Raw genomic sequence first — 23,315 nt, 5'->3', positions numbered from 1 at the left:
GACGTCAAGATGATTTGGAGGTTGTAAAAGTGAGGAATAAAAATGAAAGCAATATGGTTAATTCAAAATCGGTAAATAAACAGCTTAATGAACTGGAGAAAACGAATGCGACAACAAAACAAAAAGGAAGCACAAACGAAATAAATCCCGCTGTTACAGACGAAGGGTTATCACAGTAATATTTTTTATCTCCCCTTTTTTGCGGGAGATTTTTTCTTATGGCCTCGCAGCTTGGACAGCAGGCAGATGACACAGCCTCAGCAACTGCCCCCAATGAATCCTTGTGATATTCAATAACCATAAAGATGTCCAGGGATCCCGGTAAATCATTAACATTCAGCTGTATGAACAATCCGTTTACTAACAGAATCAATTTCCTGATTATCTTTTATTACAAATAAAATAATCTGCTTCCCCTTCTACCGGGTCCGCAGCATTCTTCAAGATACGGACAAACCCATCCTGCCTTATTGTGTTTGTATCTGCTCTTGTTTTAATTCCTTTCCATGCATGGGCCGGGATTAGAAAACTCCTCTTTGTTTTTTGTAAAGATATTGAATAATAGATTGATATATAAGTATAATTCCATATAAGTCTATTTGAATATCATACATAAAAGGAGCTGCAGTAATGTCTGATTCAGCAATAAGAGCAGGATCTCCCTTCAGGGAAGGAGTGTCTGCAGGTACAAGCATCGCGATTGGGTACTTCCCGATTGCCCTGACATTCGGGCTGATAGCAAAAAGCACCGGCCTGACCCTTTCAGAGACCGTCATGATGAGTCTGTTTGTATTCGCAGGAGCATCACAATATATGGCCCTCAACCTGCTGACCCTCGGTACGGGGACTCTTGAAATCATCCTCACCACCTTCATCGTCAATATCAGGCACTTTTTAATGTCGGCCTCTCTTAATGAAAAGGCAGATGATGATCATCTGGCTAAAAAAGCCGCCTATGCCTTCGGAATTACGGACGAAACCTTTTCCGTCGCTTCCATGAAGCCTGGTACAGTATCTGCGCCGTACTTGTTTGGCGTAAACGGGATATCCTATGCGAGCTGGGTCATCTTTTCCGGGCTCGGGTTCTTATTTGGCTCTGCGCTGCCCCGTGTGCTGCAGGAAAGCATGAGCATCGCCCTCTATGCGATGTTCATCGGCCTGCTGGTCCCATCCATAAAGGGAAATGGAAAGGTATTGTTCCTCGCAGCGGCCGCAGCCTGCTTCAATAGTGTCTTCTCGATCAGCAGAGTATTTTCGGCGGGATGGTCGATTGTCACCGCCACGCTGCTTTCCGCCATCCTGGTTGAAGCCATCAGCATGCTTAAGAAGAAGCAAGGAGGAGACATGCATGAATAGTTCCATCATTCTCATGATCATCGGTATGGGGATCGCCACCTATATCCCGCGGGTTGCACCGTTTATCCTGTTCAAGGGCAGGGAATTGCCTTCCTTCTGGCAGGGCGTGCTGAAAAACATCCCGTTCGCCACTCTGGGGGCTCTCATCTTCCCTGCTGTCCTCTTTATCCAGGATGATATCCGGTATGGACTGATCGGTGCGGCTGCAGCCTTTCTCCTCTCATACCTCGGCTTGAATGTAATCATTGCAGTGCTGGGCTCTATATTGGTGCTGACAGCCTTTTCATCATTTCTTTGACAATCTCCTCCAGAGAGGAAGAAGCACATAAAAGTGCTTAAAAACGGTGAAACCAATATAATGAAATGTTTTATCATTTGCGCCTGTTCTATTTTTCGGGCAGTCCGCTAAACTAATAAAGAGAGGGGGGCTGTCTTATGGCAGGGCGCTGGGCTGTTTGGGGTGCCGCAATATTCCTGGTATACACAGCATTCATATACTGGTATTTGTATGGAGGCGCGGATGCGGGCATTCCTGCGGGATTAAAAGGGACAAGTGCAGATCCGGCCACATTCCTGACAGATCGTGAATTAAAAATCAGTACGGAATATTCCAGCATCCGGAACTTCCTGTTCTTCGTGTCTGCGCCTCTGGAGTGGGCTGTTTATTTATTCCTCCTTCTGGCCGGCCTTCCCCGGCTGATTGAGCGCTGGGCGGGGGCCTCTGTTAAAAACAGGATACTGCAGGGCGCCGTCTTTACTTTTTGGTTCACGGGAATCACCTATATCCTTACATGGCCGATTGGCTATATCGGATACCGGCTCTCCAGGAAGTACAATATCTCCACCCAGGGCTTTCCTTCCTGGATGAAGGATGAATTGATCGGCTTCTGGCTTCAGTTCTTCCTGATGTGTACAGTTGTGATAGTGCTCTATTGGCTGATCCGAAAGTTTGGGAAGAGGTGGTGGCTGTATGCCTGGCTGCTGACGATCCCGTTCACACTGTTTTTAATGTTCATCCAGCCGGTCGTGATCGACCCGCTATACAATGACTTTTATCCTCTTAAAGATAAGAAGCTTGAAGGAGAAATCCTAAAGCTCGCTGCAAAGGCAGACATTCCGGCCGAGCATGTTTACGAGGTGAATATGTCGGAAAAAACAAATTCCATGAATGCCTATGTGAACGGAATCGGCTCCAATTCAAGGATTGTTCTTTGGGACACAACGCTCGGGAAGCTGGGGGAAAAGGAGATTCTTTTCATCATGGCCCACGAAATGGGACATTATGTTGAAAAGCATCTGTATATCGGTATAGCGGGCTATCTCCTGCTTTCGCTTGCCGGCCTGTGGCTCGTGTCCAGACTTCTCTCTTATGCAGTGCAGAAGTGGGGGAGCATTCTAAAAGTGGAATCCGTCGGGAGTCTGTCATCCTTCCCGCTGATCCTGCTTCTGTTCTCGGTGCTTTCCTTTGCCTCAAGCCCGCTGTCCAATGCGGCGGCGAGATACCAGGAGATGCGGGCGGACCGTTATGCCATCGAGATGACAAAGGATAAGGAAGCGGGCATCACATCGTTCCAGGAGCTGACCCGGTCAGGTCTCAGCCAGGTGAATCCTCCATATCTCGTAAAACTGTTCCGCTATACCCATCCAACCATGATTGAGAGAATATCCATGCTGCAGGACTGGGAAGAAAAGCAAAAATAAAGGGATGCGAAAAGAAATCTTCGCATCCCTTTTTTCTTATGTTCCATATCTCGTGACAAGCTCTTTCCGTTTGGCACTGAGCGAATGGAAAAGGATTTCGTCCCTGTCGTCCAGTGCCTGGTCTATTTCATGATCGAGGCGTTCGAGGCTGCGTGTGAGGGTAACTTCATTCAGGAGCATGTCGATAAATAGATTCTGCATATAGCTCATATGGTGTTTGTTCCGGTCCATGACAGTTCGTTTCATTAAATCTGAATAGGAATTCTTTTTGCTCATCCAGATCACCCCTGGTCCTTTTTCTTATTATATGGGGAAATGGGATAAAATTAAACCAAAAGTTTCAATTTTCAAAAAACTTACAGATCCAAATTCCCGGCTCATTCATGTATCGGGTTTTTTATATGAAACCAACGGCCGGCCCAGGACGTATAGCCTATAAAAGGGAGTGGGGAATATTGAGTAAAAACACAAAAATTGGAATTGTTATTACTTCGGTCATACTCTTTATGATCGCAGGGTTTGTAATCTGGTACTTTAACACGGCAGGCGGGGAACGCGCCCTGAAGAGCATGAAATCCAATTCTTCCGGAGGTCTTGAGAGAACGGTCAAGGTTTATGGAACAAACGGCAAGCTCCTCAAAACCTATGAAGGAAAAATTGATATCCAGGATACCGAATATGGCAATAAAGTCTTGTTCGACCTGGATGGCAAGCGGGTGGTTATTTATAATGCCACGGTGATTGCAGAGGAAGATTAATAAAGAGAGGGGAGTTCGGGCGGCTTTTCTTTAATATTGGAAGGCATTTTTTTAATGAATAAGCAATTATATTTTATTTTTCTCGTTTAATAGCATGATTATTTAAGGAAATGATGAAAAAATTAAAATTTTCTAAAAAATTCTATATATTGTACGAAAATCCATGTTATGATGTTAGTAGGACTAATATACCAAAAAGTGGATATTCGGAAAGGAGCGGGCTATGGAAAGCCTTAAGCCGACACTAATTGAAGAGTATGAAATCAATCCTTATACTTTAGTCGTTCTGCCGCTGGAATATGGAAGCAGGATCTATTCGCAGATCCATGAAATTAACGAGGAATTTACTACTCCGTTCAAGCCGATTGATATCATTAAAAAGAGCTGTGAATACTTTGGTTCCAGCTATGAAGGCAGGAAGGACGGCACGCGCCAGCTGCTCGGGATCACTCACAAGCTTCCTATAACCATAGACCCGACGAGCAATATCTTCTTTTTTCCAACCAATTCGCCTGGCCGGGAAGACTGCATCTGGATATCACATGAACATGTCGATTCCTACCAGCGCACGGAATCAGGCGAGACAATCGTATCTTTCAGGAATAAAAAGAAAATAACGATACCCATTTCCTTTTCTTCTTTTGAAAGCCAGATGTTCCGTACGGCCATGCTCCGGACCAAGCTGATTCAAAGAATTGAAGAAACACAGAGGAAGTCCATGTATCTGTTTACAAACACAGCCGGAGAAGCCGCTGACATGCAGGCGAACTATTTTCTGATGAACAGGCGCCGCTGATCCTTAAAAAGTAAGCCGGGAAGCAGTCTTTCGCGCTTCTCGGCCATTTACGTGACTCTCATGGTGAATCTTTGAAATAAATAATAAGCAAGCAGCTCCTCCACCTTGTTCCTGAGGCGGGGGTTGAAATAGTTATGACGCTCCTCATAGCCCCTGTACAGGAATAGATACATGGTGAATGCCTCGTCCCTTTTAACTTCGCTCACCTTAATGTTTTCCTTCCGCAGATAGTGTTTTGTCTCCGTCAGGTCCCTCTGCACGGCCTTCATGGTTTCTTCAATCAGTTGTATGTATGGGCGCTTCAGCTTAAACGGACTTTGCTCGATGACCGCCAAGTCCCGGTTTAAGATGGTCAGCACCATCGGCAGGTAGATGGCACTTTCAATGATGTCCCGGTCACCTTCAGGTATCCGTGTCATGCTCCCAAAGCCTCCCTTCTTAAAAAAGAACATTTGTTCTCATTATATAGGAAAAAAATTTATTTATGCCAGTAAAATATTGTGGTAAGTTAAAAATATATGGCATATTTACAGTATGTTTTCTAAATGGGAATAATAAACACGGAGAATCAGGGGTTAGCCTGGGGCAGGCAGGGAAAAGAGATGATAAAAGAATAGGCCCGCTTTTTCGTAACCATACATACATCCAGCGGCTAAGGAGTAACTCATGGACCTTAATGATATCAAGGAATGGCTGACACTCGATCATATATACGAACTTATACGGGATTACCGTGCGCTCGGACCGCTCCCGGGCATCCTGCTTCCATTCCTGGAGGCTTTTCTTCCGTTTCTGCCGCTCGTGGTATTCGTGCTCGCCAATGCCAGTGCATTTGGACTCTGGCTAGGGTTTTTATTTTCATGGGTTGGCTCGTGTGCCGGAGCATATCTTGTGTTCTGGCTGGTCAGGAAATATGGCCAGGGGAAGGCTTTCCGCTTTCTCGAGAAACATAAGCAGTTCAGGAAAATCATGGACTGGGTGGACCGCCATGGCTTCGGTCCCCTGTTCATCATGCTGTGTTTCCCTTTTACACCTTCGGCCATGGTCAACATCGTAGCAGGGCTTTCCCATATTAGCCCGCTTCAGTATGGACTTGCCATCCTGGCCGGCAAAATGGTCATGGTGTTTTCCATCAGCTTTGTCGGATATGATATAGCAGCGCTCATTCACCAGCCTATCCGCTCGGCCATCCTGGCCGGCGTCATCTTCCTCTTATGGTTTGCGGGTAAGCAGATTGAGGCGCGGCTGAACAAAAGTGTGGAGAGGGATAGGAAAAGAGAACGAGGATAAAGGCCTTGTTTATACAGTCTGGGACAGCACCGCGCGATGGTGCTGTTTTTTCTTTGCTTTCATAAAATTTGACAGTCGGATTCAGAACGTTTGTTTGTAAAACGAAAGCGGATTTATGATAAAATGGGGATAATGAATAGATTAGGAGGCAAACCATGTCCCTTCGTTTTTTACTGGGAAGATCCGGTACAGGAAAGACAGCTGTTATCCTGGATGAAATCAGGGAGAAGCTGTTTCAGGACCCGTCCGGTCATCCGATCATTTATATAGTCCCTGAACAGATGACCTTTCAATCCGAATATAAATTGATTAACACACCCGGGCTCGGCGGAATGATCCGTGCCCAGGTCTACAGTTTCACCAGGCTTGCCTGGAGGGTGCTGCAGGAGACGGGCGGCCTTACCCGGACCCATTTGAACAGCGTGGGTATCACCATGCTCATCCAAAAGATCCTGGAAGAAAAGAAGGACAGCCTGAGGATCTTTCAGCGAAGCTCGGACAAGCCGGGCTTTATCACCCATATGGAGGAAATCCTGACAGAATTCAAGCGGTATCTTGTTTCCCCGGAGCAGATGAAGGAGCTCCAGCCGGACCGGCAGGCGGGAGGAGCAGCGCTATCGGACAAGCTGCATGACCTGCAGCTGATCTATGAGACATTTGAGCAGGAGCTGCAGGGAAAATATATTGATTCAGAGGATTATTTTAAGCTGCTTGCCGAGAAGCTTGAAGACTCCAGCTATCTTCGGAATGCGGAGATCTATATTGATGGCTTTTACAGCCTGACTCCGCAGGAACTTCAGGTGATAGAGGGCCTGATGAGGGTATGTCCGAAACTGACAATCTCGCTTACAGTGGATGAAGCGGACCCGTACGGCGGGGAGGATCCCTTCCACCTGTTCCGGCAGACTCAGTCTACATACAGGACGCTCTACGGAATGGCCATGAAGCAGGGACTTTCCATAGATGAGCAGATCTTAAAAGATCCGCACAGATTCAAGGATGCGTCCCTCAGGCATCTGGAGGCAAATTTCGCAGGCAGGCCCCCGCAGCCGTACGCCGACAATGCCGCTATATCGATTCATGAGGCAGTCAGCCGCAGGGCGGAAGTGGAGGGTGCCGCAAGGAAAATTACGGAGCTGGCCAGAGAAAGGGGCTTCCGCTGGAAGGAAATCGCGGTCCTGATGAGGAACTCCGCAGCTTATCAGGATCTGATCCAGACGGTTTTCACGGATTATGAAATCCCTATTTTCATAGATGCCAAACGATCAATGCTGAATCATCCGGTCATAGAACTGATCCGGTCTGCGCTTGAAACCATCGCGGCCAATTGGAGGTATGAGCCGGTCTTCCGGGCCGTGAAGACCGAGCTGCTTTTCCCTGTAGAAGGCAGCCAGGCAGTGATGCGCCAAAGGGCGGATATCCTGGAGAACTATGTGCTTTCCCGCGGCATCAAGGGCCGGGGCTGGACGGCAAAGGATCCTTGGACCTTCAGGCGGATCCGGGGCCTTGAGCTTGAAGACCGGGGCCAGACGGATGATGAGCGGGAGACGGAGGCACTCCTGAATGAATGGAAGGAGATGATAACCTCCCCGATCCTGAGGCTTTCCCGCCGCTTGAAGCGCGCAGGGGATGGCCGGGATTACTGTGAGGCGCTCTATTTATTCCTGGAAGAACTGAGGATACCGGAGAAGCTTGAGAAGTTTAAGCTGGCAGCCGAAGAAATGGGCGACCTCGCCAGGGCGCGTGAGCATGAACAGGCGTGGAACGCCGTCATGGAGCTGCTCGATCAGTTCGTCGATATGCTCGGTGATGAGCCGGTCACACTCAAGAAATTCATCCTTTTGCTTGAAGCCGGCATGGAAACGATGAAATTTTCCCTGATTCCGCCCGCAATAGACCAGGTCCTGGTCAGCAATGTGGATATTTCCCGGCTGAGCGACATCAAGGCTGTCTTTGCCATTGGCCTGAATGAGGGTGTCCTTCCTGCTAAAATCGCGGAGGAAGGTGTGTTCTCGGATAATGACCGTGAATTCATGCTCGCTTCGGGAATGGAAATAGCGCCAAGCACGAGGACCAGGCTGCTGGATGAGGAGTTCACTGCATACAAGCTGTTCACTACACCCTCGGAGGGCCTGTACCTCTCCTATCCGCTGGCTGACGAGGAGGGGAAATCCCTTATTCCATCTCCCTATATCAAAAGGATTAAGGAACTGTTCCCGCATGCTGTGGAAGAAGCGTGGGTGAACGATCCTTCCGAAGCATCCCCGGATGCGCAGCTTGGCTTTATTGTCAATCACCATACTGCGCTTTCTTATCTTGCCTCACAGCTTCAGCTGAAAAAAAGGAAATACAGCATCCACCCTTTATGGTGGGATGTATACAACAGCTTTCTTGAACATCCCGACTGGAAGCAGGATGCAGAAATGGTCCTGTCGAGTCTGTTCTATAAGAATGCGACGAAAAAGCTGGACGGTAGCACAAGCAGGCAGATTTACGGCGATAAGATCCAGGCCAGTGTCTCCCGGATGGAACTTTTCAACAGCTGTGCGTTTTCACATTTTGCAGCACACGGCCTCAAGCTTGAAGAGCGGAAAATATTCCGGCTGGATGCCCCGGATATAGGCGAAATGTTCCACGCGGCACTCAAGATGATTGCGGATTATTTAAGCGAAAGGAACATCTCCTGGGCCTCGCTGACCAGGGATACCTGCATGGAGCTTGCCGCACAGGCAGTCACAAAGCTTGCACCAAGACTCCAAAACCAGATCCTGCTTAGCACCAACAGACATAATTATATTGCACGCAAGCTGCAGCAGATCATTGGGCGCGCTTCACTCGTATTGAGCGAACATGCCAGGGCGAGCGGATTCAACCCGGTTGGCCTTGAACTTGGGTTTGGAAAAAACGGAGAGCTTCCCCCGCTCTCCTTTACACTGAAAAATGGGGTCAAAATGGAGCTTGCCGGCAGGATTGACAGGGTGGACAGCGCGGAAGGCGCGGAAGGCATCTATTTGAGGGTGCTTGATTATAAATCCAGTTCAAAAGAGCTGAATCTAAGCGAAGTGTATTACGGCCTCGCCCTGCAGATGCTCACGTACCTGGATATCATCGTGACACACTCGCGTTCGCTGATCGGAAAAGAGGCCATGCCGGCAGGCGTCCTTTATTTCCATGTCCATAATCCGATGGTCAAGACGAGTGGCATGCTCTCGAAGGATCAAATCGAGGAAGAAATCTTCAAGAGCTTCAAGATGAAGGGACTTCTTCTTGGCGAGAAAGGGGTCCTTGAGATGATGGATTCAACCCTTGCCGAAGGAAGCTCACAGATCATCCAGGCAGGATTCAAAAAGGACGGAACGCTTAACTCATCATCACGGGTGGCAAGCAGCCAGGAATTTGCCAATCTGGGTAAACATGTGAGGGGATTATATCAGCAGGCAGGGGACAGGATTGTCGACGGAGAAGTGGAGATTGCTCCCTATAAGCTGAAGGATGATGTACCATGCACCTTCTGTCCTTATAAAACCGTCTGCCAATTCGATCCTTCACTTGAAGACAATAAATATCGGGTGCTGATTCCGAAGAAAGAGAAGGAAGTGCTTTCATTGATAAAAGGGGGTGCTGTAAATGACTAAGACGATGATTCCCGAGAAGCCCCTGGACGCCACATGGACAGATGCCCAGTGGAAGGCTATCTGGGCGAAGGATCAGGATATCCTGGTCGCAGCAGCCGCGGGCTCAGGAAAAACGGCCGTCCTCGTTAACAGAATCATACAGAAAATACTATCGGAAACAGATCCGGTCAACATAGATGAATTGCTAGTGGTTACCTTCACCAATGCGTCGGCTGCCGAGATGCGCCATCGGATATCCGGGGCGCTGGAAACGGCCATTCGTGAAAATCACGCTTCCCAGCATATCCGGAAGCAGCTCAGTCTTGTAAACAGGGCTTCCATTTCAACACTCCACTCCTTCTGTCTGGAGGTTATCCGCAAATATTATTATCTGATTGATGCCGATCCCGGCTTCCGGATAGCGGACGCCACTGAGGCTGAAATCATGAAGGATGAAATCATGGAAGATTTGTTTGAGGAGCATTATGCAGATGAAGGCAATGAAAGATTCTTCCGGCTCGTGGATGCTTTTTCTAGTGACCGGAGCGACCTGGCGCTTGCTGAGATCGTGCGGGCGCTCTATGAGTTTTCCATGTCCAACCCGGATCCGGCCGGGTGGCTGTCAGAAGTGGTCAGCCTGTACGAGGTCCAGGATGCCGGGACGATTGATGAACTGCCGATAGCGGAGCATCTGCTTCTTGATATTTCGCTGAAGCTTCAAGCGGCAAGGGATTACCTGAATGAAGCCCTTGAGCTGTCCAAGGCACCGGGCGGCCCTGCCCCGAGAGCCGAGAATTTCCTTGATGACCTGCAGATCATTGAGCGTCTTGAAGGGGCCGGGGGCTGGGATGAATTATATGAATTCATCCAGAACGTATCATTCGGAACCCTAAAGCGTGCATCCGGCAAGGAATATATCAAGGATCTGGCAGATCAGTCAAAGAAATACCGGGACAGTGCCAAGAAAATTATTGATGACTTGAAAAAAGAACTTTTCTCCCGCAGACCGGAAAGCTTCCTCAGGGATATGGCAGAGCTGAAGGGGTTTGCGGAAACCCTGGTCATGCTTGCTGCCCAGTTCAGGGAGAGATTTTCCGAGGCGAAAAAGGAAAAAGGGCTGGTCGATTTTTCTGACCTGGAGCATTTCTGCCTGCAGATCCTTTCGGCGCGGGATGCCGAAGGAGTGCTCATCCCTTCCGAGGCTGCCCTTGATTACAGAGCGAAGTTCAAGGAAGTGCTTGTGGATGAATACCAGGACACCAATATGGTCCAGGAAACCATCCTGAATCTGGTGACGTCAGACGGGGAAGAGAACGGCAATCTGTTTATGGTTGGCGACGTCAAGCAGAGCATCTACCGGTTCAGGCTGGCAGAGCCCAACCTTTTCCTTCAGAAATACAGCCGCTTTACCCGTGAAGGGACAGACGGCGGGCTGAAAATCGACTTAAACCAGAACTTCCGGAGCCGCAGCGAGGTGCTTGACGGCACGAACTTCCTGTTCAAGCAGATCATGGGTATGACCGTCGGCGAGATTCATTATGATGAAGATGCTGAATTGAAAAAAGGCGCGCCTTATCCGGAAAATGAGCCGTATCCTATAGACCTCCTGCTGATCGACCAGAGCGCCTCCGGAGAATCGGAGGAAGAGCCTGGAAGCAGCGAAGGGGCCGATTCTGCCTTTGAGGGGGAGGAGCTTGAGAAGGCACAGGGTGAAGCGCGCCTGATGGCAAGGGTCATCAAGGAGATGATTGATGAAAGAAGGCCGGTTTTTGATGCGAAAACGAAGACGAGCCGGCCGGTACAGTATAGGGATATTGTGATTCTGCTGCGCTCCATGCCCTGGGCCTCCCAGATCATGGAGGAGTTCAAGAAGCAGGGAATCCCGATCTATGCCAACTTATCAACAGGTTATTTTGAAGCAACAGAGGTAGCCATCATGATGTCCCTCCTGAAAGTGATCGATAACCCTCTCCAGGATATCCCGCTCGCTTCTGTATTAAGGTCTCCCATTGTGGGACTGAATGAGGAAGAAATGGCGAGGATCCGTCTTTATTCAAAGGGATCATCCTTTTATGAGGCGGTTTCTGTATTCTGCAGGGAAGCGGATGCCGGGACGGAATCAGCTTATGAGAAAGTCAATCTGTTTCATACCAGATTGGGAAGATGGAGAACCATGGCGAGAGAAGGCTCGCTGTCCGAACTGATCTGGGAGCTGTACAGTGAAACAAGATTTTACGATTTTACCGGGGGAATGCCTGGAGGGAAGCAGCGGCAGGCGAATCTGCGTGCTTTATATGACCGGGCAAGGCAGTACGAAGAAAGCTCTTTCCGGGGCCTTTTCCGTTTCCTTCGCTTCATTGAGAGAATGCAGGAACGCGGCGGGGACCTTGGGGCAGCCAGGGCGCTGAGTGAGCAGGAGGATGTTGTCCGGATTATGACCATTCACTCCAGCAAGGGGCTCGAATTCCCGTTCGTTTTCACGGCCGGCCTCGCTCGGCAGTTCAATATGATGGATATCCGCAAAAGCTATCTTCTGGATAAGGATCTTGGCTTTGCAGCAAAATATGTGAATCCTGAGCTGCAGATCACCTACCCGTCACTCGCACAGCTTGCCTTCAAGAAAAAGAAACAGCTGGAAACCATCTCTGAAGAAATGCGTGTGCTGTATGTAGCCCTGACCCGGGCTAAAGAAAAGCTGTACCTCATCGGGACCGTAAAGGATGCCGAAAAGAGCCTGAGCGACTGGGCGGTACACCGCACATCCAAAGACTGGCTCCTGAAAAATTATGTAAGGGCGGGAGCGAAAAGCTATATGGACTGGATCGGCCCTGCAGTCGTCCGCCACGGAAGCGCAGCAGGCATTCTTGAAGCTCCTCCTCAGGGCGCGGCTGATATTGAATCGCATCCTTCCCGCTGGAATATCACGATTGTAGGGGCAGGGGAGCTTGCCGGCGAAGCGGAAGAAGCCGTGACGCAGGACAGCTGGCTGGATGATGTGGAAAAGGGAGAGCCTGTCCATTTTGCTTCAGGATACAGCGAGGCCGTGAAACATCAGCTGGAATGGCAGTATGGCCATGCCGAGGCCGCTGTCCTCCGTTCCAAGCAGTCGGTGTCAGAGCTCAAGCGCCAGCTTGAAATCAGGGATGCGGAAACCTCGACGGATTTAGTGGATAAGTTCAAGAAACCGTATCTTACGCGACCCCGCTTTATGCAGGAAAAATCCATTTCACCGTCTGAACGGGGAACCATCATGCATACTGTCATGCAGCATATCAACCTGCGGGAGGACGTGTCTCCTGAGCGCATCAGCGAGAAAGTGGGAGAGCTGATTCAAAGGGAACTGCTGACCGAAGATCAGGCGGCTGCTGTAAGCGTGCCGCTGATCTCCGGATTCTTCGAAACAGATATTGGCCGGCGTCTCAGGAGTGCCCATTCGGTGCAAAGGGAAGTGCCCTTCAATCTATCCTTACCTGCAGCCGAAGTTTATGGAGACTGGAAGGACGGGGAGGAGAGGGTGCTTGTCCAAGGCGTCATCGACTGCATCTTTGAGGACGATCAGGGGACAGTACTGCTCGACTTTAAGACCGATGCCATACAGGGGAGATATTACAGCGGCTTTGAAGGGGCCAGGGATATCCTGGCAGACAGATACCGGACCCAGATTTCTTACTATTCAACAGCCATTGAACAAATCCTGAAAAAACCAGTAACAGAACGTTATTTATTTTTCTTTGACGGCGCTCATCTGCTCCGGTTATAAAGCATGTGAAAGCTGGCTTATATAGCCGGCTTTTTTCAAAAAGGAGGATCGGATGAACAATAAAAACAGAATCGGAACCTGTGAATTATGCGGCCGTGAAGAAGTGGAAACAACGGTCCACCATTTGACTCCAAAAGAAATGGGAGGCACCTTCCTGCCTTCCGCTTATCTTTGCATCCCTTGCCATAAGCAGATTCATGCGCTCTATACCAACGAGGAGCTGGCAGCGAGGCTCAATACCATTGGTAAACTTCAGGGAGATGACTCCATCCGCAGCTTCCTGAAATGGATCAAAAAGCAGCCGCCGGGAAGGATGCCAAAGATCCGCAAAGCAAAAAGCAGGAGAAAATAAAACATCAGGCGCCAACGGGGCACCTGATGTTTTTTTATGCATCCTTGATCACTGAATGGGGGTGAAGGCGGCATTCCAGATGCCATCTTCGTCCCTGACCAGCTGAAAGCCCATTTCACCAGCCGGGGTTTTATATCTGATAAAGCCTTGATAATCTCCGGTCCGTATGAATTCACCTTCTGATAGCGAGGCATACTCGCTTCGTGTCTTGTTTTTGTCCTGTTTTGTTTCAGGGAAATTCTTATGCTCCTCCCACTTCCATTGCACAAAGCCCTCTCTATCGGTATAGAGCGCATATGTAACATCGCGTCTCTCGTCAAGGATCGACTGGCCATACAGCCGTGCGATACTGATCGGATCCAGGAAGCGGAGATGCTCTTCGTCCAGATCCTTGGAAAAGGCGGAGTAGGCCGCTTTCTCTTTCTGGGTGAGAATGAATGGCGCCGGATGCCCGGATTCCGCCCGGCCATCATTCCTGCTGGCGGCTTCATTCCAGAATTGCAGGATGGCATTCACTTTCCATCCGTTTTCATAGTGCAGGGTAATATCAAGCTGCTCAAACTTTTTGCTCTCTGAAACAGATGGGATTTCATAGGCGGCTATCCACCCTTCATTCCCGTACTGCATGATTTCCGTTACCTCTGATCCTTCCCAAAGCAGGGCAGGGGTTTTAAAGGAAACTGGCTGAGCCATACGGCCGTCCTTTTTTATGAAGCCGTGTTGATTATACATTTCAAGGGCTCTTTCTTTTGTAAACACTTCTTCAAGATAAGAAAGAATTTTTTTCCGGGTGTTGAATGGACGGCTTAAAAATCTGTACTGTCCCCCGTCTTGCTGGAAGGTACTGCTTCCGCCATTATCTTGCTTTCCACTGTCATTCAGATCAGCCATATGCCGATAGGCAGCGAGCAGGGTTTTTTCTGCGGTTTCTTCTGAGAGGGAAGGTTCTGTTGTGGCTGCCGAGTCTTGAGCGGGTTTCTCGTGCTCTGTGGCTGCCTTTTCCTTAACTAAAACTTCTGAGCCGATATAAAGGCCAGTGAGCATGAGCACGGCTGTCAACAGGTTTGGCAGCCAGTGGAGGTGCTTCCGGGTTTGTCCCCGCTCATCTGAATCAGCTTGGAGCATGTGTTTCAGATTATTCCTGAAATGTCTGTCTGCTTGTAGTCCTGGTCTTGTACGCAGCGGCTCCAGGAAATCATCATTAATTTTTTTGTTCACTCAGAATCACCACTCCTTCATTGGTTTTGCCCAGGTATTTTTGCAGCTGTTTAAGGGCACGGTGATAGTCCACTTTCACCTTGGATTCTTTCCAGCCTAAAATGGAGGCAGTATCGCGTACGGAATATTCCTTTAACCCCCTCAGGATGACAACATTCCGGTAGTTGGGCGTAAGCCTTCCCAGGGCCTTCTGAAGGATCATCCAGTCAGAGCTGCGGTCGGTGTATTCCTCTGGTGTGTAATCCGAGCTTTTTTGGAGGCTGCCGAGCAGCCCGGGCAGTAGAGAAATCAGCTTCTTTTTCCGGTAAGAATCAATGGCTGTCCGCCTTGCTATCGCCAGGATCCATGTTTTCAGGGAGGAATTCCGTCTGAAGGATGGATAATGTTCCATGACTTTGATGAAGGTTTCCTGAGCCAGGTCCTCACTTTCTGCCCTGCTGTTTGTAAAATAAAGAAGATAATGGTATACATCGTCAAAATGCTTTTCATATATGTCTTCTATAAGCATTTGTATCTCTCCCAAATGGTTCTCCCCCTTCAACTGTAAATTAGTCGTTTGAGGGCTTGAAATGGTTTCAAAATCCTGCAAAAAATTATTGGCAGACTATATTAAATGCTGACAGAAAACAACAAAAAAGCAAGTGCCTGATTACCGGCGCTTGCTCTGAATCATTTAATTATTGCCCACCATTGGCTGATCGACAAGATTTGTATCCAGGATATTATTTCCGTTTAACAGATTATTGGTTAAAATAAAAAGTCCTACATTTCCAGAGCCTGAACCGCTGGCTGTCTTAGTGGCTTCTTTTGGTGAAATAACGACAGCATCGCCAAAGTGGAGGATTCCTCCTGAATTGACGCTTGTGATCTGGACTGGGCCTACTATTGAAGGCATTTGAAAGCACCCTTTCTTTTCAAGACTTTTGATTAAATCAATTTATGTTTTCTTTGCCAGGGGAGTGAGGGGCCAGCGGGTTCCCTTAGGACGAGGCCTTTCTGCGATAAGATCCCGTACATTTTTAATTTTTGACTGCAGGCGTACATCACAGGTGCTGCCAATATGCACGATTGAGGCGGCTGTGTCCCCGATTATATCGATAAAGCCGACCTTGATGAATGGGTTGATGGATTCATAATTCATGATGACATTTTCGGTTATCTGGGGAGGCTGCATTTTTTCGATAAATAATGGTTCGTTGAAACTGCCCTCTTTCCCGGAAAAGTATTCGGCTTCTCTTTGGACGGCATAAACGAAGTTGGTAGCGTCAATGAGTGAGGAATCCCCGATTTCTACAGTGGAACTGAAGATAAGTGTATTGATATTCAGACGGCCAAGCTGGGATATTCTTCTCTGAAACATCGGTTATCCCTTTGGCGAGAACGAGACCAGCGGTGCGAATGTGACAGTTTCGGGCGGTGTATCCAGGGCGGATGCCAACTGGATGGTCCTTGCATCCCCGACAAGGAGGAGGGAGGAGCTTGCGATCGCCGTCACCCTGATCTCTCCAACAGATATATCTTTATTGACTACATTAAAAATCATATGACTGCCTCCTATTGTTTGGCTGGCGGCCCATTTAGTATCGCAAAGAGGGCCTGGGCTATGTCTCCCTTTAATCTTTCAGTGATTTTTGCCGCCAGCTGCGGGAGCTGGTCCGGAGACCTTTCCTGCGGCGGTGCAGCATCCAGATACTGACTGATCCTCTGCGGCAGCTGGCCGCGGATGTCATCCTTCAGCAGATCGATATAAGAGGGATCCATCAGCCCCTTATCAGCCCCGGCCCTTGACAGGTTTTCTGCCAGTTCTGTATTCATATAGACTTCGAGATTGCTGCGAATATTATCGATCACAGCGTCCCTTTCTGGAAAAAGGTAAGGGGGATTTATATCCTGTGAGTTCACTTTGAATTCATCCATATTCTGCAGTTCATTAGGGTTAAGGCCGATATTCAGGGTGCCATCCAGCGTCTCGACCTTAAGCTGGTCAAAGCGATATTCAATACGCTCAACATTCACGGCCGGCTTTTCCTTCATTTTCATGACTTCCTCCGACAGGGACTGAAGGGCGCATTCAAGCTCCCTGATTCTCTTATCCTGATATTCGAGATAACCTTGCAGCTGCATGAAATAATTGCGCATATCTGTCTCCAGGGCAGTTCACCTCTTCTTCGGCAAGTGTTTACCATAGGTTATGCCGGAAATTTCAATGGGTGAATGCCCACATTTATCTGGAAGGGGCAGCCGGTACAAGCGGGACGGCCTCCGGGGCAGCCGCTGAAAAGCCGCCGGTGTTTGACTGGATTGCCGCCGATTTAATGACACCTGTGCTTCCTATTTGAAAGACAGAGGATTGGCTCATTCCGTCTATACGGATCATATTGATGTGAATCGACTGCTGAATATTGTATGTGAGTGCCATGCAATCACTCCTTACCGGCAAAGTGCCTTTTTAGAAATTCGCGAATATAGGCTGATCGACACCATCAGAATCAAAGGTATTAGTGGAGCTGACCTGGTTGTTTATGGAGATTTTATCGCCTGTATTAAAGGAGCCGGCACCTGCATAGGTCTTGGAAAAAGAGAATGGGGCGATTTTATATACATCACCGATGTTAAGAACGCCGCTGTCACCGACTGAAAGGACCTGGAGGGCTCCTACTATGGCGGGCATAGGCTTTCATCCCTTTATCTAAAATTCTACTTTATACTATGCCCATGAGGGAACAATGTGCCAAACAGGGTAAATTCATAGCGGCATGGTGTAAAAAGGGGTTCATCAATTCCAGAAGATTCGCTAAAATAAGGAAGAAAGACAAGAAGGGAGGGTTTTTGCATAAAAAGTAATCAGCGGATTGTTTCAATAGATATGATCAGGGGAATTGCCGTACTTGGAATATTCCTAGTTAACATGCCGTATTTTCATTCACCTGGTGCAGAATACCCCTTCACCTGGTGGTCAGGGAAGCTGGATGCCGCGGTTTACATCCTTATAGATGTGTTTGCCCAGGCGAGCTTTTACCCATTATTTGCATTTCTGTTCGGCTTTGGGGCAGTCCTGCTTAAGGAAAGTGCACTACGGAAGGGGATTTCATTTCCAAAGCTGTTTTTAAGAAGGCTCTTGATATTATGGCTGTTTGGCTGCATTCACGCTTTTTTAATCTGGCATGGCGATATTCTGATCACTTATGCCGTATTCGGGGTGCTGCTGATTTACTGCCTGAAGTGGAGCGGAAAGAAGCTGATCTCAATCGGGGCCTGGTCGGGCATCATTTTTACGGCGGTCCTTTCTTTGCTGTTCTTGTTTGCAGCCCTTGCTTCCCCGGAGACCGGCCGGCCAGTGAACGATACATACGAACTTCACCAGACAATGGAAATTTATCGGGAGGGAACATTTAAGGAAATTTTCAGCGAGCGGTTCAGAGAGTGGTATAAGGTGAATAACCCCGCATATGCCCCTATACTGTTCTTTTCCATTTTCCCCATGCTCCTTTTAGGAGCTGGCTTTGCCAAGCGGGGCTGGCTTTCGGATGTTCCGTCACACCGCAAACTGCTTTCAAGAATCAGTGCCATAACCCTCCTGATTGCGATGATTGTGAAATGGCTGCCATACTATACGGAATATAATTTCCTGACCCTATTCCTGCAGGACAGTATAGGCGGTCCTCTGTTATCGATTGGATATGCTGCCGGTTTCGCACTCCTGCTTCAGAATGAAAAGGTGAGGCATATCCTGTCGCCGGCGGCTGCCGTGGGACGGATGTCCATCAGCAATTACCTGCTGCAGTCCATTGTTTGTACATTTCTCTTTTATTCTTATGGATTCGGTGCCTATGGCTCGCTGACTCTTACGGAAGGAACTCTGCTTGCCCTTTTTATCTATGGGGCACAGCTTGCAGGATCCTGGCTTTGGCTGAGGCGCTTCCGGCTTGGACCGGTGGAATACTTATGGAGATATGGCACCTATGGGGAGCGTCCCCAGATGAAGAGAGTAAAATCGGGGGAATCATCATGAAGAAAATAATGATCATTGGATGCGGAGGTGCGGGGAAGTCCACCTTTGCCAGAAAGCTTGGTGATGCTCTTGGAATTTCCGTTCATCACCTGGATTCCCTTTTCTGGAAGAAGGGCTGGGTGCCGACCGAGAGGGAAGAGTGGAAGGCAGCCCTCAGCGATGTCATGTCTGAAAACAGCTGGATCATGGATGGCAACTACGGGAGTACCATGGATATCAGGCTGAAGGAAGCTGATACGATCATCTTCCTCGATTATTCGACTCTCACCTGTTTATACGGGGCAGTGAGCCGGCGCATCAAGTACCATGGCAGGACGAGGCCCGATATGGGGGAAGGCTGCCCTGAAAAACTGGATGCTGAATTCCTAAAATGGATTGCTCTTTATAGGAGAGATAAAGCCCCTGTTATCAGGCAGACTCTTTCGCAGCTGAAAGGAAAGAAAGTATTCATCTTTGAAAATAGGAAACAGACACATCATTTTTTAAACCTTTGCAGAAGATAAGGAGGAAAGTCTATGAATTTGGCAACGATAAAATTCCAGGGCAGGGAGCTTGCAGTGCTGGCCGACCCGGAATCAGGGAACTATCTGCCGCTTGGTGCTGCAGGAAGGCTGTTATTTAAAAGCGATGTTCCAGATACGATGCTTGAACTTATCGAGATGGAATCGGAGTTCACGAGGCTGCTTGAAGAATTAGAAAAAGGAGCACCCGTGGGGGCGGACGATTTATGGATAAGCCATGATCATGCAGAGCTTGTGGCCCCGATCCCGCGGCCGCGTAAAAATATTTTCTGTGTGGGCAAGAATTATGCCGAGCATGCTATTGAAATGGGCAGCGAAAAAGACATCCCTGAACATGTAATGCTCTTTTCTAAGGCTCCGACAACAGTGATCGGTCCGGACCGGGGAATTCCGAGTCATGAAGGTGTGACCGAGGCGCTTGATTATGAAGGTGAGCTTGCTGTCATCATCGGCAAAACCGGGAAGGGAATCTCCAGGGATGAAGCCTTTGATCATGTTTTTGGCTATACCATCTTGAATGATGTCACTGCGAGGGATCTGCAGGCGCGCCATAAGCAATTTCTCCTGGGGAAAAGCCTTGACGGGACCTGTCCGATGGGACCGTTCATCAAACCAAAGAAACACCTGCCAAACCCTGGCTCTCTTTCAATTGAAACAAAGGTGAACGGTGAAACCCGTCAGAAATCCAGCACAGAACACTTCATCTTTTCAATAGAAGAAATCATTGAAGTTATCTCTAAAGGAATGACACTGGAAGCAGGAGATATTATAGCCACTGGAACACCGGCAGGAGTAGGGAAGGGGTTTAAGCCGCCCAGATTCCTGAAATCAGGCGATCAGGTTGAAATCACCATCGCGAACCTCGGAACGCTGAGTAATACCGTTCAATAAAAAACTGGAAGCCTTGTTCCCGTACAGCCGGGACAAGGCTTCTTTTCGTACAGACGTGAAACTCCCGGCTGACATTTACGCATAAATGATCAGGCTGGGTTTGAGTTCAGCTTTTCAATCACGATCCTTTTCCCAGAATTGATGGTGAATTCAAACCGGTCATGCTCCTGCTTTAAATAGCGGAAGTGATGCTGGACGGAACATATTCCTTCTCCGTTATCAAAGATGATGAAATTCACACCTGACTGCAGTTTTTTCTCTTTAAGGAAAGTCAGCTGATTATAGCTGTATATACAATCATAAATTGAAAAATCCAGGGAATTCAGAGTAGTGACAAATTGAAAAAAAGCATCATCATTCAGCTCCTCCAAAAGCCGCTCAAAGGAATAAATCATATTCTTCCTGATGCGTACCTTTTCTTCATTGTATAAATAGGCGGTATCCTTGCTCAGCTTAATCAGGCCGTTTTCTTCAAGAATTCCCTTCCGCCATCTATTTCCCCTGAAGATTTCTATATCATGATGCAAAAAATCATCCAGGGATGCGGCCTCATCGGTCTCATCGTCAAAGAAGACCCATTGCTGGTTAATAAATTCCACAACGCCTTCTGTGAATGCCCGTGATTGTATGGATATGAGTTTAGAACGGTGCTGTTGATTCATGATCTACCTCCAAAATGGATGCCTCACCTACTTTTTTGACATAATCAGCCTAATTTATAACTGTATATTTTTTCTGATTCAGGACAATTAACCATCCTGCCCATTCTGCATAGTCTATCTTAACTGTTAGGCAGTTTTAAAAAATTCAGTCTGCCCCCCGCCGTCAGGCTTGCCGTACCAGCGGGGGGCGCCGCCTCAGAGTGGAAAGAAATAGCAGGCCCTAACAAGGGAAAGGCGGTACCTGATTCATAGCAGGAGCTGCTTTTACGAAAGGAAGCTGAATGATATGTGCGGGATAACAGGATGGATTCATTATCAAAAAAATCTAAAAAACGAAATGGATATTGTTGAAAAGATGACCAGCACTTTGAAAAGGCGCGGGCCGGATGATCACAATGTCTGGGCTGATACACATGCAAGCTTCGGGCACAGGCGCCTGACGGTTGTCGATCCAGCCGGCGGAGGACAGCCTATGACAAAGGAGAGGAACGGCAGCCGCTATACTCTGTGTTATAATGGCGAGCTTTATAATACAGAGGACTTAAGGAAAGAACTCCTCATAAAAGGATATTCGTTTCATGGCCATTCTGATACTGAAGTATTGCTTGCCTCCTATATAGAATGGCAGGAAAAGTGCGTGGAATTTTTTAATGGGATCTTTGCTTTTGCCGTTTGGGATGAGAAGGAGGAAAAATTGTTCATCGCGAGGGATCGGCTTGGGGTAAAACCGTTGTTCTACGCCGAAAAGGGAGGCGGTTTTTTATTTGCGTCAGAAACCAAGGCCCTGCTTGCCCATCCTGACATCAAGCCGGAAGTGGATCGGGAAGGCCTTTCGGAAATACTAGGGCTGGGACCATCCCGCACACCAGGATCGGGAATCATCAGGGGAGTCCGGGAATTGCGTCCGGCCCATGCCCTGACACTATCAAGAAACGGGCTCAAAATATGGAGATATTGGAATGTGAAAAGCATGGAACATAAGGACAGCCTGGATGAAACGGCCGATACGGTGGGTTTTTTGCTCCGGGATGCCGTCACCAGGCAGCTGGTTTCAGATGTCCCGCTCTGCACATTCCTTTCGGGCGGTGTGGATTCAAGTGCGATAACAGCCATAGCCGCCAGGCATTTGGAAGAGCAGGGAAAAGGGCCGCTTCATACTTACTCGATTGATTATGAGGACAATGAAAAGTATTTCAAGGCAAATGCCTATCAGCCTAACTCGGATGGCCCGTGGATCAAGAGAATGTCAGAAGCCTTCAACACGAGTCATCACAGTTATGTGATTTCCCAGGATGCCCTTTCCGATTATCTTCAGGAAGCTGTCAGGGTGAGGGATATGCCCGGCATGGCGGATGTAGATTCTTCGCTGCTCTGGTTCTGTAAGGAAATTAAAAATGACTTTGTGGTGGGCTTATCTGGAGAATGTGCCGATGAAATCTTTGGAGGCTACCCGTGGTTCCACCGGACAGGAGATATAAGCGCAGAAGGCTTTCCCTGGATGCGCTCGCTTGGGGAAAGGCAGGCACTTCTGTCTGACCGCTGGCAGGAGCGCCTTTCCCTCGAACGCTATGTGAAGCAGAAATACGATGAAACATTATCAGAAGTGCCGCTCCTTGAAGGGGAGACGAGTGAAGCGGAAAACAGGAGGAAGCTGTTCTATCTCAACATGATCTGGTTCATGACCACGCTCCTCGACCGCAAAGACAGGATGAGCATGGGGGCAAGCCTTGAAGTGAGGGTGCCTTTTGCAGACCACAGACTGGTTGAATACGCCTGGAATATCCCCTGGGAGATGAAAATGGCCGGAAACCGGGAGAAGGGAATCCTGAGAAAGGCTCTGGAGGGGACGCTTCCTGAGGAGGTGCTTTACCGCAAGAAGAGTCCATATCCCAAAACCCATAACCCGGCTTATACCACAAGGGTACAGGAGCTGTTAAAAACAAGGCTGAAGAACAAAGAATCCATCCTTCATGAGCTCTTCAATGCGAGCCGGCTTCAGGAAATCATCCATACCGGGGGAGCGGCCTTCAAAACGCCATGGTTCGGCCAGCTGATGACAGGCCCTCAGCTTCTTGCCTACCTTGTCCAGCTGGATTTCTGGTTTGAGGACAGTGGAATACAGATTGTAGAATCATAGGCAGAGGAAATGAATGAAGCGCGGGGAAAAACAAGTGTTTTCCCCGCGCTTCGCTGTACCTATCTTATCATGATTCTTTGTTCGGGTTGGAAATGCTGAATTCAGTGAGACGCCGTTTTTAGCACAATCTGCAGGGCCGCAGGAAGACCGGGGTATAAGAATACACACACACCCGCTGTTCCACCCCGGCATTGGCCCGGCGAGTAAATGTGTTAATTCGGATAGTAAATATTGATTTTGGATAGTA

General features: G+C 48.4%; 25 protein-coding genes. 14 read left to right on the top strand and 11 right to left on the bottom strand.

Features of this window, described 5'->3' with window-relative positions; genetic code table 11:
• The first annotated feature begins 29 nt into the window (after positions 1-29).
• From V1498_RS16685 to V1498_RS16670, 4 genes are all read left to right on the top strand, one after another.
• Positions 30-179, top strand: a complete 150-nt coding sequence (locus V1498_RS16685; RefSeq protein WP_409294794.1) for a hypothetical protein — start codon at positions 30-32, stop codon at positions 177-179.
• A 451-nt stretch (positions 180-630) separates the two neighbouring features.
• Positions 631-1,356: an AzlC family ABC transporter permease gene (locus V1498_RS16680; protein WP_409294793.1), complete on the top strand. Its 726-nt coding sequence runs from the start codon at positions 631-633 to the stop codon at positions 1,354-1,356.
• On the top strand, positions 1,349-1,654 hold the full coding sequence (locus V1498_RS16675; RefSeq protein WP_409291759.1) for an AzlD domain-containing protein: 306 nt from the start codon (positions 1,349-1,351) through the stop codon (positions 1,652-1,654). The genes V1498_RS16680 and V1498_RS16675 overlap by 8 nt, the downstream gene beginning before the upstream one ends.
• A gap of 137 nt (positions 1,655-1,791) precedes the next feature.
• The gene (locus tag V1498_RS16670) at positions 1,792-3,057 is read left to right on the top strand and encodes a M48 family metallopeptidase (protein WP_409294792.1); all 1,266 of its coding nucleotides are present in this window, start codon (positions 1,792-1,794) and stop codon (positions 3,055-3,057) included.
• A gap of 36 nt (positions 3,058-3,093) precedes the next feature.
• Here V1498_RS16670 and V1498_RS16665 read toward each other — a convergent pair whose 3' ends face one another.
• A complete protein-coding gene (locus V1498_RS16665; RefSeq protein WP_409294791.1) occupies positions 3,094-3,333 on the bottom strand; it encodes an IDEAL domain-containing protein in 240 nt (79 codons plus the stop codon).
• Positions 3,334-3,512: 179 nt separating this feature from the next.
• On the opposite strand from V1498_RS16665, the gene V1498_RS16660 reads away from it, so the two are divergent.
• A complete protein-coding gene (locus V1498_RS16660) occupies positions 3,513-3,815 on the top strand; it encodes a hypothetical protein (RefSeq protein ID WP_409294790.1) in 303 nt (100 codons plus the stop codon).
• A 223-nt stretch (positions 3,816-4,038) separates the two neighbouring features.
• Positions 4,039-4,611, top strand: a complete 573-nt coding sequence (locus tag V1498_RS16655; protein ID WP_409294789.1) for a competence protein ComK — start codon at positions 4,039-4,041, stop codon at positions 4,609-4,611.
• Positions 4,612-4,658: 47 nt separating this feature from the next.
• Here the strand turns inward: V1498_RS16655 and V1498_RS16650 are convergent, their stop codons facing one another.
• Complete coding sequence (locus tag V1498_RS16650) at positions 4,659-5,030, bottom strand: hypothetical protein (RefSeq protein ID WP_409294788.1); 372 nt, start codon at positions 5,028-5,030, stop codon at positions 4,659-4,661.
• Positions 5,031-5,277: 247 nt separating this feature from the next.
• Between V1498_RS16650 and V1498_RS16645 the strand changes: the two genes are divergently transcribed.
• The 4 genes from V1498_RS16645 (at position 5,278) to V1498_RS16630 (ending at position 13,627) form a co-directional block, all read left to right on the top strand.
• A complete protein-coding gene (locus V1498_RS16645; RefSeq protein WP_409294787.1) occupies positions 5,278-5,901 on the top strand; it encodes a TVP38/TMEM64 family protein in 624 nt (207 codons plus the stop codon).
• 155 nt (positions 5,902-6,056) lie between these two features.
• A complete protein-coding gene (addB, locus tag V1498_RS16640) occupies positions 6,057-9,536 on the top strand; it encodes a helicase-exonuclease AddAB subunit AddB (RefSeq protein WP_409294786.1) in 3,480 nt (1,159 codons plus the stop codon).
• Positions 9,529-13,275, top strand: coding sequence for a helicase-exonuclease AddAB subunit AddA (gene addA, locus V1498_RS16635; protein WP_409294785.1), 3,747 nt, complete (start codon positions 9,529-9,531; stop codon positions 13,273-13,275). Before addB ends, addA begins: the two co-directional genes overlap by 8 nt.
• Before the next feature lie 52 nt (positions 13,276-13,327).
• On the top strand, positions 13,328-13,627 hold the full coding sequence (locus tag V1498_RS16630; RefSeq protein WP_409294784.1) for an HNH endonuclease: 300 nt from the start codon (positions 13,328-13,330) through the stop codon (positions 13,625-13,627).
• A 48-nt stretch (positions 13,628-13,675) separates the two neighbouring features.
• Here V1498_RS16630 and V1498_RS16625 read toward each other — a convergent pair whose 3' ends face one another.
• The 8 genes from V1498_RS16625 to V1498_RS16590 form a co-directional block, all read right to left on the bottom strand.
• On the bottom strand, positions 13,676-14,845 hold the full coding sequence (locus V1498_RS16625) for a DL-endopeptidase inhibitor IseA family protein (protein WP_409294783.1): 1,170 nt from the start codon (positions 14,843-14,845) through the stop codon (positions 13,676-13,678).
• Positions 14,829-15,368 (bottom strand): RNA polymerase sigma factor, encoded by a 540-nt coding sequence (locus tag V1498_RS16620; RefSeq protein WP_409294782.1) that lies wholly within the window; start codon positions 15,366-15,368, stop codon positions 14,829-14,831. Before V1498_RS16620 ends, V1498_RS16625 begins: the two co-directional genes overlap by 17 nt.
• A 150-nt stretch (positions 15,369-15,518) precedes the next feature.
• On the bottom strand, positions 15,519-15,740 hold the full coding sequence (locus V1498_RS16615; RefSeq protein ID WP_409294781.1) for a spore germination protein: 222 nt from the start codon (positions 15,738-15,740) through the stop codon (positions 15,519-15,521).
• 42 nt (positions 15,741-15,782) lie between these two features.
• On the bottom strand, positions 15,783-16,205 hold the full coding sequence (locus V1498_RS16610; RefSeq protein ID WP_409294780.1) for a spore germination protein GerPE: 423 nt from the start codon (positions 16,203-16,205) through the stop codon (positions 15,783-15,785).
• A 3-nt stretch (positions 16,206-16,208) separates the two neighbouring features.
• Positions 16,209-16,388: a spore gernimation protein GerPD gene (locus V1498_RS16605; RefSeq protein ID WP_409294779.1), complete on the bottom strand. Its 180-nt coding sequence runs from the start codon at positions 16,386-16,388 to the stop codon at positions 16,209-16,211.
• Between the two features lie 11 nt (positions 16,389-16,399).
• Positions 16,400-16,984, bottom strand: coding sequence for a spore germination protein GerPC (gene gerPC, locus V1498_RS16600; RefSeq protein ID WP_409294778.1), 585 nt, complete (start codon positions 16,982-16,984; stop codon positions 16,400-16,402).
• A gap of 85 nt (positions 16,985-17,069) precedes the next feature.
• Positions 17,070-17,264 (bottom strand): spore germination protein GerPB, encoded by a 195-nt coding sequence (locus tag V1498_RS16595; RefSeq protein WP_409294777.1) that lies wholly within the window; start codon positions 17,262-17,264, stop codon positions 17,070-17,072.
• Positions 17,265-17,294: 30 nt separating this feature from the next.
• Positions 17,295-17,516, bottom strand: coding sequence for a spore germination protein (locus V1498_RS16590; RefSeq protein WP_409294776.1), 222 nt, complete (start codon positions 17,514-17,516; stop codon positions 17,295-17,297).
• 195 nt (positions 17,517-17,711) lie between these two features.
• Here V1498_RS16590 and V1498_RS16585 point away from each other — a divergent pair, with 195 nt between their 5' ends.
• From V1498_RS16585 to V1498_RS16575, 3 genes are read left to right on the top strand one after another with little or no spacing between them, the layout of a single operon-like run.
• Positions 17,712-18,857, top strand: a complete 1,146-nt coding sequence (locus V1498_RS16585; RefSeq protein WP_409294775.1) for a DUF418 domain-containing protein — start codon at positions 17,712-17,714, stop codon at positions 18,855-18,857.
• Entirely contained in the window at positions 18,854-19,360 is a 507-nt protein-coding gene (locus V1498_RS16580; protein WP_409294774.1) for a DNA topology modulation protein, read from the top strand. The genes V1498_RS16585 and V1498_RS16580 overlap by 4 nt, the downstream gene beginning before the upstream one ends.
• 12 nt (positions 19,361-19,372) lie before the next feature.
• The gene (locus tag V1498_RS16575) at positions 19,373-20,269 is read left to right on the top strand and encodes a fumarylacetoacetate hydrolase family protein (protein WP_409294773.1); all 897 of its coding nucleotides are present in this window, start codon (positions 19,373-19,375) and stop codon (positions 20,267-20,269) included.
• An 89-nt stretch (positions 20,270-20,358) separates the two neighbouring features.
• On the opposite strand, the gene V1498_RS16570 is transcribed toward V1498_RS16575, so the two are convergent.
• Positions 20,359-20,931, bottom strand: a complete 573-nt coding sequence (locus V1498_RS16570; protein ID WP_409294772.1) for a DUF2777 domain-containing protein — start codon at positions 20,929-20,931, stop codon at positions 20,359-20,361.
• Positions 20,932-21,217: 286 nt separating this feature from the next.
• Between V1498_RS16570 and asnB the strand changes: the two genes are divergently transcribed.
• Positions 21,218-23,068 (top strand): asparagine synthase (glutamine-hydrolyzing), encoded by a 1,851-nt coding sequence (asnB, locus tag V1498_RS16565; RefSeq protein ID WP_409294771.1) that lies wholly within the window; start codon positions 21,218-21,220, stop codon positions 23,066-23,068.
• The last annotated feature ends 247 nt before the right edge of the window (positions 23,069-23,315 follow it).

This window comes from Paraperibacillus marinus (assembly GCF_046237605.1).
Taxonomy (GTDB): domain Bacteria; phylum Bacillota; class Bacilli; order Bacillales; family DSM-1321; genus Paraperibacillus; species Paraperibacillus marinus.
Note: the sequence above shows the minus strand (reverse complement) of the source record. Positions and strands in the feature narration are given on the sequence as shown.